The organism is Sphingobium sp. (assembly GCF_036170395.1).
Classification (GTDB): domain Bacteria; phylum Pseudomonadota; class Alphaproteobacteria; order Sphingomonadales; family Sphingomonadaceae; genus Sphingobium.
Genome location: NZ_JAVHPD010000077.1, coordinates 1 through 8463, shown reverse-complemented (window position 1 = coordinate 8463; position 8463 = coordinate 1). Strand labels below are relative to the sequence as shown.

The window sequence follows — 8463 nt, the reverse complement described above, 5'->3', positions numbered from 1 at the left end:
ACCTCGCCTCGGAGATGGCGCCCAAGGCCGATGACGGTCTGCCGCCGCTGCCCGGTGCCGACGAGACGGCCGATCGCGGCCAGGGCAGCGAGGCCGGCCTCGGCCAGTCCTCCGCAAGCCACGCCTTCGGTGGCGAGCAGCAGCCCGAAGGCGGTCGCCGCCAGCGGCGCCAGCGCCAGGCCGAGCAGGTGGAGGAACCCGAAACGGTCAGCTGATCCCCTCGTGCCCGGCCGACGCCTCCCATTCCGGGCACAGCCTCGCAGGGCTCGCTTCGCTCACCGCGAGGCGGGCCCTGTTTTCATTTCCCTTTCAGGGGCGCTGACGGGCCGGCTATCGCGGCGACAGCCGGGTCTCTCTCAGCGTCAGCATATAGTCCGCGAGCGCGTCGACCTGGCCATCCTCGATCTCGAAATTCATGATCTCCGGGAAATTGTGCGAATGACGCAGCCAGTAGGTCAGCGTCTCCCGGGTCAGCCCTTCCTTGTTGACGACATCCTCCCACGGCGGTGCTGCGGGGTTTGGCGAAAACTGGTTTCGCGCCACGGCATGGCAGCTCGCGCAATGCGCCTGCGCGAAGCGGAGGCCCATCTGGGCCTGGCTCTGCCGGGCCTGCCGGGCCGGCCGCGCGGCGAGCGGACCGCAAGCGAGGCCGAGCAGCGCAAGCGCCAGCAAAAGCCGATTATCGGCCACGCGCCGCCGCAATGGCCGCCGTGGCGAGGGGCGCGGCATTGTCCACCGCCTTGTCGACGCAAGTCTCATCGGGATCCAAAGGGAAGAGTCTGTCGAGTTGCTTGCAGGCGTCGCGCGCGACGTTGCGGACCCTGAGCATGAGCCGGTCGGCATCGCGCGGCGCGGTGAGGTCGAGATCGCCATAGAGCACCGACATGCGCACCGTCGTCACCGCGATCGCAGCGCCCGTATAGGGGTTTCGTTCGATGCGCATCGGTGCCGAGCGCGGGGCTTCGACGGTGATTTCGTTCTGGCTGCCTTCAGGCGTTTGCGCGCCCGCCATCGTCGCCGGCATGGCCCATCCTGCTGCCATGAGCATGCCCGCGCACGCAAATCCCGCCATCTTCGACATGTTCGCTCGGTTCCTCTGCGCTCGAGACGGGCGCTCTGGCACGATCATGGCTTATCGGCGGGACCCGTTCTTTGACGCAACTCAACTCTTCGCCAGCAAGCGGCGCGCTTAATATCTTTGCTGGCGCTCGTAGAGATGGCGATAATGCTGGGTGCGGGTCACCCGCAATCCAGGCATTCCGGAGCGGTCGACCGCCCTCTGCCAGGACGCGAATTCCTCCAGCGTCAGCACGTAGCGCTCGCAGACCTCGTCGATCGTAAGCAGCCCGCCATTCACCGCGGCGACCACCTCAGCCTTGCGCCGCACGACCCACCGCGTGGTGTCGGGCTTCGGAAGCGACTCCAAGGTCAACGGCTCGCCAAGCGGCCCGATGACTTGGGCAGGACGGAATGTCTGGTTCTCGATCATATCACCTTTGCCTTGGTCCCCGCCAGCGAGGTTACGCACGATTTTCCTCTCCTGATTGTCGATCCGGCATGGTTGTCGCGGACAAAAGCATCAGGGTTAACGCACGCGGTCCGCCCGACATCCCGGCCGCTTTATCGCGGAACGATTCCGACGCCCTGGCGAGGAGAGGCGGCTCGCCGCCCATGTCGGAGGATCGGACCGCTTCCAGGTCGGTGCCGTGCCGCAAGGATGGCCCGCGATGTCGGCCGCTCCGACCGCGCCGGACCATGACGCGCCCGCGTCCGTGGTTGGCGTGCCTACCCTCCGCCGATGCCGGACCCGTATGGACAACCGCCGTCCCGGCTGCCACGCCTTCCTCTGCGGCGGGTCCAGATCGACCATCGTGGCGGTCGGACGGCGACACCGTCCCGCCAAGGTCTGCCTGTCAGCACGATCCTTCCGGGGATCGGCGCTCGACCACCTCATCAGAGCGCACGCCCTGGCGTATGCCTGGGGCCACCCGCTTGTGGAATGAACGCTACGCCCGTGCGGGTCCACCGCAACCCGCCATTTTCCGACCGTGTTGAGGCCTGCGGCCTCTGCCCGCACCACTCGAAAAATGGGGGTTTCCCCGCGCTGCGCGCGCGTGCGGCGGACCCTCGATCCCGGGCTTTCGCGGATGTTCATCCCAGCGGGGTCGGCCCGCTGGCAGACGCGAAAGGTCACGCACATGAACAAGGTTTTTCTCTCGGGCCGGATCACCTCGGACATCACCCGCTTCGGCACCGACAGCAAGGGCGGCGTCAGCTTCAGCCTCGTCACCTCCAAGCCGGTCATCAAGGACGGCCAGGTCCAGAAGGACGACAACGGCTACACCGAGACCTACGACGAGTTCCACACGGTCAAGGCCTTCAACGGCCTCGGCAAGTCGGTCGCCAACCACAAGAAGAAGGGCGACAAGCTGATGGTGGTCGGCGAGATCCGCTACAGCCGCAACGAGCGCGACGGGCGCACTTACTACAACACCGACATCGTCGCCGAGGAAATCGAATTCCTCTGAACCTGACGGGCGGCCGTCAGCGGCCGCCCTCCTTATTTCCAGGAGAGCCAAGATGTTCAACCTCGCCAGCTACGACGACATCGCCGGGATCGCCCACGGCATCGAAATCACCAATCCCAGCATGGTTGCCCGCATCCGCCGGGCAGCCGAGACCCTCAACGCCTATGAGATCGCCGCGCGTCTCGGCCAGGCGATTACCGAGGCCGCAGACGCGGCGCATATCCGCGCCTTCGAGACCGAACAATTCGGCGAAGCCAGTGCCGACGCGATCGTCGACTGCGAATATTATGACGAGCTTGCCGCAGCCTGGTCCCTGATCGCCGCCGAGCATCAGCTGATCAGCCCCGACATCCTCCTGGCACATGACGGGTCGGTCCACTGACCCGTCATCCTCTCTGTTCGAAAAGGATCCCGATCATGACCGCGCATTCCGTTCCGGTCCGTGCCGCCGCGCATTGCTACGGCATCATTCTGAACCATCGCCTCGCCTGGTGGCTGGTCGAGTTTCCCGAACTCGACGCCATGCCGCGATGCGCCCGCAAGCTCACGGGCCGGCTCACGCCGGCCCTCGGCGACTGGCTGCGCGGCGAAACCGGCGATACGACCCTCGGCAACGATGTCGCCGCCCTGAACCCGGACAGTCGCTGCTGGTCCGGCGAGTTCTCCTATGTGCCGAGCGATACGGCGCCCGACCTGTTCGATATCGACGCCCATCCCTGGGGGGCACAGGCCGGAGAGGTGGAGGGGCGGCACTCCCGCGTTCTCATCGATGCGACGCTGCATCCCATTCCGGCCGGCTTCGTTTCGGCGCTCGACGCCCAGCCGCGCGAGAACCAACCGGTCCTGGCGATCCGCCTCAGCGGCTATAGCTGCGCGACCTTCGAGCTTCTCACCGCGCGCTACATGCCGACCTATCGGCCCCGATCGCTCTGGCGGGACATTTCGAATGATGCCGTGAGCGATACCGGCACCGATATCCTGGGCTGGCGCGAGGCCGGCGACTGGATAAGGCCGTCCGGCTGACGGCGCGGAGCGCCCCGCCAAGCCATGGGCATCCGACCGGATGCGAGGGCCGGCGCTGCTTCGCCGGATCCGCGCATGCCGATGCGCGCGCCGTGCCCAGGCAGTTTCATCCCTCGATCTGTTCGTAGGATCGCCATGGCGGGCGCGGGAGCCAATTCACGTGCGAGGTACGACGCGTTCGACTGAGTGAGCCGCTGCGCTGCCGCGAAAGGATGACCCGCCGACGCCTGCCTGAGTGGAGCGGTCCCCCCACGATACGCCACCTCTTTGGTGTGGGACGTATGAGGGGGCATCTCCAGGTCCATCAGCCGGGCTGCGAGCCACTGCTGACAGGGGCGGACCTTCGGGATCCATATCCTGTGGAGAGCGTGACGATGAAGGGCTGGCGCATCGCCTTCCGCCGGCACGAATTCCTTGCCGACGGGAGGCGACCGGGGCTCTATTCGCTAAGCCGCCGCCCGCTGCGCGGTCCCCGGCAAAGCTCACGGAGCCGGCCTTCGCCCGTCTCCGCCCTGCCGGGTTACGATCCCCTTGCGGGTTGGCGAGCAGGGAGAGGTTTTACACCCCTATTCCTCTCTTGTGTCTGCCTAGTGTGGCATGCGGGGTAGGCGGTCCTTCAGGATGAGCGGTCCCCCCAATTTTGCCGGTACCGCCGCGCGCACGCGCGCTGCGACCCCGACAAAATCGGTTCCCCCACTCCCCGCTGGCGCGGCGTTAACCGGGGTCCGGCCTGGCGGCCGGCTTCCCGGTTAACGTCCCTGACCTCCCTGACCACCGCATGCCCTGAGCCAGGTCTCATCCGAGGGGATGAGACATCTAAAATCCATGGAGGCTCACATGACCAAGTCTTTCTCGAACTTCGCCGACTTCGCCAGCTTCATCGCCAGTGAGACCGGAAACACCGACCGCAGCTCGCTCTACGAAAACGCCTTTATCGAGCATGACGAACGCGCGAAGCTTTCACCGGTCGACGAGACCGAACAGCTCGACATGCCCGATCCCGAGCAGGCCCGCGCGGCGGTCGAGATGGTGATGGCGACGCTCTTCGATGTCTTCCGCGACACCCGCCTCGAACCCTTTGCGAGCGATCTTGCCTGGGGCTTCGTGAACAGCTTCCATGTCGTGGCGAAGCGGATCAACGATCGGGAGGATGACGCCGCCAAGGAGCTTGGCGATCTCGCGCGCACCTTCGATCCGAGCGAGATCTACGCCTCGCAGCTCGAAGACGCGCAGCTGCTCTGCCAGACGCTGCAGGGATGCCGCGACGCCATGGAATGCATGCGCGACCATGCCGCCGAAGTCTATCGCGTCGAGACTGGACGGCCCTATTCGCCGACGCGCGGCAGCCGGGTATCGAGCGGCGTCACCGCATCGATGATCGACGCGCGCAATTATATGGCCGAGCGGGCGCGCGAGCGCCGCGAACAGTTCGCCCCTGAAGGCCCTGTGGTGGTTTTCTCAGGCGGACAGCTATGGGACGATCATGAGATGCTGTGGCGCGGCCTCGACTCGATCAAGGCACGCGTCCCCGCGATGATCCTCGCGACCACTGCGCAGACCAAGGGCTGTGATGCCATCGCCCAGGCATGGGCGGCGGCACGAGGGGTGAAGGTCATCCTGTTCCGGCTCGATCGACGTCTCGGCGCAAAGGCTGCCTTCGTCCGCAACGACCGCCTTCTGGCGCTCAAGCCCGTCGAAGCGGTCATCTGCGAAGGGTCGGGCATCCAGATGAACCTCGCCCAGAAATTGCGCCAGGCCGGTGTCCCGCTGCACGTCGTCAAGCTCGATCAGCAGACCCCGCGTGAGGGATCACCGCGCCAGCTGCGGGCGTCCTGATCACGCATCCGAGAGGCTCCGGCATCCGCCGGAGCCTCTCTTTCCTTTTGCGCGAGAGCGCGGTGCCCGGGGGCATCGAACCCCCGCGCACCGCCGGGGCGTACCGCGCCACGAAACCAGCGCCGCGCACGGCCCGATCGACCAAGGAAAGAGGGGGGAGAGAGGCGGTTTGCCCAAGGAGACAAAGGTCATGTCGATCCTCTTTCGCATCACGGTTCCCGCTGACGAGACGGCCTCGACGGTCGCTGTGATTACAGCGCGCCAACTCGCCGCGTTCCGCCAGTTCCTGCGCACTGAGGGCAGCCGCATCGGCGTCGCTCTACTTGAACCTGACGAATATCTCGGCGACAGCTTCGAAGTCCGGGTCTGTCCCCTCGCGCTTGCCGCCATCACGGCGCTGTTCGATCACGATCCGGCCGTTATCAGCGTCGTCGAGGAGGCGCAATTTCGGGGACGGCGCCTATCGCTTCGTCATTGCCCCCGCGCTGCGGAAATCACGATGCGGGTCGCGCTCACGTCTGACTGTGGCCTCGAACTCGATCTCGCCTACGGAAATGCCTATGCGCTTCTCGATGCGCTCGGCATGGACTGCGACAGCGCCGGTGACGCAGCACTCGACCAGTTGCGCGCACGCCTCTCCGATCCCGCAACCAGAGACCGTGCCGCCGATCGCGGCGTCGCGCATTATCTTCCCCGTCTCGAACGCCTGCTGGCCAGCGCGCGCGATCATGAGGAGGCCCGCCTTAGCTGGGCTTGACGCGGGATCGATGCGCCCGTTGCATCAACACCTGCCTTCGACCGTGTTTCCCAGTACGCTGTCGATCGCCGCCTGCAGATGCGCGGCGGCAACGGTCTCGGTGAGAGCATCGAGCAGGGGCAGCACCTCGCGCATGAGCACGACGGCCAAAGCACGCCGGACCGCCGGATCGTCGCCCAAAACATTGCTCACGGCCTCGTCCATATCCCCTCCGGCCCCATCACGATGAAAAGGCGCGAGCGGCCGAAAGCGATGAAACACCCCGGACAACTCCCGCGCGCTGGGCGCGGGAGCCGGGGCTGAGAACATGTCGAGCATGCGCCTACGCTTTTAGTGCCGAGGCACCTGGACATATGCGCAGGCACCCCGGCGTGAATTCACACCAGGCTGCCGTTCTCGACAGGGTTCTCAGGCCCCGGCGCCGCCGTTTTCGCAGCGCGGTTCGCGCCCTATCATAGACGGGTCGACGCACCAAGCAGGCTCGCTCGCGTACCGCACGAACCCTTCGGTTCGCACGCCGCTACGCCTTGCCGGACGCGTTCCCCCGAGAGGGAAAAATCTCTCACAGTCTTCCCAGGATGTCGGGCGGAGAAGGCCGCCTCAAGGACGGCGGGGCCCCACCATTTTCTTCGGCGGATCGAGCCTTGGCGCTTCACTATCGGCGGCGGTGGCCGCCGAAGAAAATCGTGACCCCCACCGCCGCTGGCGCGGTCGCCGGCACAGCCGGCGATCCTTGACCCGACCTCCTCCACCCGACGCGCATGCCCCTGTCATTCAAGACGACAGGAGCCTCAGATGCAGACCATCACGAACAACGCCGCCGCCGACAATGCCGCCTACTTCGCCGCCGTCGCATGCGCTGAACGCCGCGCGCTCCACAGCTACTTCGACCAGCACGTCATCGCAGACAGTGACCTCGGCTACCTCGCCATCGACGAGGGCGATTATGGCACGCTGAGCCAGCCGATGATCGACCGGATCGTCTACACGACGCCGGGTGTGCTGATCGACGAATTCTGAAACCACGACCGGGAGGGGCTTGGCGGCCTCTCCCTTTTTTTGCTGTGAGATGAGACGGACATGGGGGGCATCGAGCCCCCCATGTCCGTGCCGCGAGCAGGGTCGCGGCGGGGGCTGGTCACGCCGTCAGGCGCTTTTCCACTTCGTCGATACCAAGCGTCCGGATACGGGACACGAGCCCCGCCAGCCGCTTGCCATCGAGCTTGAGAAGGCCGGTCTTGTCGATGGCCTGGATCGCCTGATCCCGTTCCTTCTCTTCCAATCGCGCCCGCCGCTCTTCGAGCTTGCGGGCATCCTCCTCCAAGGCTGCTCTTTCCTGTTCCAACGTACGTGCCATAAGGGCCTCTTGGTTCACGCTGATCGGGCCATGAACAGCGACAGTATAGAGACTTGGGCCCCACCTCGAAAGCCAAACATCATGCCCGGATTTGATTTCCTGGACTGCTCGACTTTCGACGCGGTGACCCGGCTGATTGCGAGGGTCCGCGCCGCACCGAAACGCGGCTCCCAACTTGCGCCAGGTTCCGTCCGATCGACGGCCGCTGGCCCAGCCGGAGGCGCTTTCCATATCGAGACGATCGCGTCACCAGACGCCCCCCGGGACAGGATCAGCCCTGGTGCAGAGTAGCACACCGAACGCACCGGTGGTGCATGGGTTCTGGAACAATTCCAGTATCTTAGAGCATAGTCGGACTGTGGGCGGCTGTGGGACAGTATTTCGGTGACCGTGAAACCCCCGGAAATTCTGCTTTTCAGCGTGTTACGGCGGAACACGCGACCAGCGGCAAGGTCGATTTTCTTGCTCCAGCCCCCGGATTGCGCTATACCCCACAACGGTTTCTGAGACCCCGCCAGCCTCCCTGCTAGGAGGCCTGGTTTGACGACCCCCAACAAGCATTGCACGGTCCGTCTCGACCGGGGCAAATATGATCGCCTCGTTGCGCTCGCATCCGCCCGCGGTTGCACGCCATCCGATCTCCTCCGCGCGGCGGTCGAGAACTTCCTCGCATCGGACCATCTGCTCAGCGCGAGCCAGCGTCGGATCGCCCGGAACAGCGAGTTCCAGCAGCTCGCCCTCGACATCATCATCCGGGAGCAGTTTCCCGAATATCGCGACCGTATCATCGCGGAAACCGACAAGCGCCTGGAGCAATATCATGGCGCGTGAGGACATCCGCACTGACGGGCGTCCCGTCCCGCTCACCCATCACTCGGCCCGCGGTCGCGTGCAGCGCAATGCGGGCAATTTCACCCGCGGCAGCCAGCTCCTGACCCACGAGATGATGATGTGGTTCTCGG

Annotated in this window: 12 protein-coding genes and 1 pseudogene; 8 read left to right on the top strand and 5 right to left on the bottom strand. The window is 65.5% G+C overall.

From position 1 onward, the window contains the following. A pseudogene (locus tag V2B31_RS18985) lies at positions 1-215 on the top strand (DUF736 domain-containing protein); the annotation flags it as partial. Positions 216-330: 115 nt separating this feature from the next. Here V2B31_RS18985 and V2B31_RS18980 read toward each other — a convergent pair. The 3 genes from V2B31_RS18980 to sciP form a co-directional block, all read right to left on the bottom strand. Next, complete coding sequence (locus tag V2B31_RS18980) at positions 331-690, bottom strand: c-type cytochrome (protein ID WP_328281608.1); 360 nt, start codon at positions 688-690, stop codon at positions 331-333. After that, a complete protein-coding gene (locus tag V2B31_RS18975; protein WP_328281607.1) occupies positions 680-1081 on the bottom strand; it encodes a UrcA family protein in 402 nt (133 codons plus the stop codon). The genes V2B31_RS18980 and V2B31_RS18975 overlap by 11 nt, the downstream gene beginning before the upstream one ends. 108 nt (positions 1082-1189) lie before the next feature. After that, on the bottom strand, positions 1190-1489 hold the full coding sequence (sciP, locus tag V2B31_RS18970) for a CtrA inhibitor SciP (protein WP_328281605.1): 300 nt from the start codon (positions 1487-1489) through the stop codon (positions 1190-1192). Between the two features lie 709 nt (positions 1490-2198). On the opposite strand from sciP, the gene V2B31_RS18965 reads away from it, so the two are divergent. The 5 genes from V2B31_RS18965 to V2B31_RS18945 all read left to right on the top strand — a co-directional run bounded on the left by V2B31_RS18965 (position 2199) and on the right by V2B31_RS18945 (position 6144). Then, a complete protein-coding gene (locus tag V2B31_RS18965; protein ID WP_328281603.1) occupies positions 2199-2528 on the top strand; it encodes a single-stranded DNA-binding protein in 330 nt (109 codons plus the stop codon). A 52-nt stretch (positions 2529-2580) separates the two neighbouring features. Next, positions 2581-2910: a hypothetical protein gene (locus tag V2B31_RS18960; protein ID WP_328281601.1), complete on the top strand. Its 330-nt coding sequence runs from the start codon at positions 2581-2583 to the stop codon at positions 2908-2910. 35 nt (positions 2911-2945) lie between these two features. Continuing rightward, positions 2946-3551: a hypothetical protein gene (locus tag V2B31_RS18955; RefSeq protein WP_328281599.1), complete on the top strand. Its 606-nt coding sequence runs from the start codon at positions 2946-2948 to the stop codon at positions 3549-3551. Positions 3552-4388: 837 nt separating this feature from the next. After that, positions 4389-5387, top strand: coding sequence for a DUF2493 domain-containing protein (locus V2B31_RS18950; RefSeq protein ID WP_328281597.1), 999 nt, complete (start codon positions 4389-4391; stop codon positions 5385-5387). A gap of 190 nt (positions 5388-5577) precedes the next feature. Continuing rightward, positions 5578-6144: a hypothetical protein gene (locus tag V2B31_RS18945; RefSeq protein WP_328281594.1), complete on the top strand. Its 567-nt coding sequence runs from the start codon at positions 5578-5580 to the stop codon at positions 6142-6144. 24 nt (positions 6145-6168) lie between these two features. Here V2B31_RS18945 and V2B31_RS18940 read toward each other — a convergent pair whose 3' ends face one another. Further along, positions 6169-6462 (bottom strand): hypothetical protein, encoded by a 294-nt coding sequence (locus V2B31_RS18940; RefSeq protein WP_328281592.1) that lies wholly within the window; start codon positions 6460-6462, stop codon positions 6169-6171. A 477-nt stretch (positions 6463-6939) separates the two neighbouring features. Here V2B31_RS18940 and V2B31_RS18935 point away from each other — a divergent pair, with 477 nt between their 5' ends. Further along, the gene (locus V2B31_RS18935; RefSeq protein ID WP_328281590.1) at positions 6940-7164 is read left to right on the top strand and encodes a hypothetical protein; all 225 of its coding nucleotides are present in this window, start codon (positions 6940-6942) and stop codon (positions 7162-7164) included. Positions 7165-7282: 118 nt separating this feature from the next. Here V2B31_RS18935 and V2B31_RS18930 read toward each other — a convergent pair whose 3' ends face one another. Next, complete coding sequence (locus V2B31_RS18930) at positions 7283-7501, bottom strand: hypothetical protein (protein ID WP_328281610.1); 219 nt, start codon at positions 7499-7501, stop codon at positions 7283-7285. A 540-nt stretch (positions 7502-8041) separates the two neighbouring features. Between V2B31_RS18930 and V2B31_RS18925 the strand changes: the two genes are divergently transcribed. After that, on the top strand, positions 8042-8332 hold the full coding sequence (locus tag V2B31_RS18925; RefSeq protein ID WP_328281588.1) for a hypothetical protein: 291 nt from the start codon (positions 8042-8044) through the stop codon (positions 8330-8332). The last annotated feature ends 131 nt before the right edge of the window (positions 8333-8463 follow it).

What these genes read in the sequence shown, in the direction of transcription:
- V2B31_RS18935 (WP_328281590.1), top strand. Translation starts at nt 6,940, where the DNA reads ATGCAGACCATCACGAACAACGCCGCCGCCGACAATGCCGCCTACTTC.
- V2B31_RS18955 (WP_328281599.1), top strand. Translation starts at nt 2,946, where the DNA reads ATGACCGCGCATTCCGTTCCGGTCCGTGCCGCCGCGCATTGCTACGGC.
- V2B31_RS18960 (WP_328281601.1), top strand. Translation starts at nt 2,581, where the DNA reads ATGTTCAACCTCGCCAGCTACGACGACATCGCCGGGATCGCCCACGGC.
- V2B31_RS18950 (WP_328281597.1), top strand. Translation starts at nt 4,389, where the DNA reads ATGACCAAGTCTTTCTCGAACTTCGCCGACTTCGCCAGCTTCATCGCC.
- V2B31_RS18965 (WP_328281603.1), top strand. Translation starts at nt 2,199, where the DNA reads ATGAACAAGGTTTTTCTCTCGGGCCGGATCACCTCGGACATCACCCGC.
- V2B31_RS18940 (WP_328281592.1), bottom strand. Translation starts at nt 6,462, where the DNA reads ATGCTCGACATGTTCTCAGCCCCGGCTCCCGCGCCCAGCGCGCGGGAG.
- V2B31_RS18930 (WP_328281610.1), bottom strand. Translation starts at nt 7,501, where the DNA reads ATGGCACGTACGTTGGAACAGGAAAGAGCAGCCTTGGAGGAGGATGCC.
- sciP (WP_328281605.1), bottom strand. Translation starts at nt 1,489, where the DNA reads ATGATCGAGAACCAGACATTCCGTCCTGCCCAAGTCATCGGGCCGCTT.
- V2B31_RS18945 (WP_328281594.1), top strand. Translation starts at nt 5,578, where the DNA reads ATGTCGATCCTCTTTCGCATCACGGTTCCCGCTGACGAGACGGCCTCG.
- V2B31_RS18975 (WP_328281607.1), bottom strand. Translation starts at nt 1,081, where the DNA reads ATGTCGAAGATGGCGGGATTTGCGTGCGCGGGCATGCTCATGGCAGCA.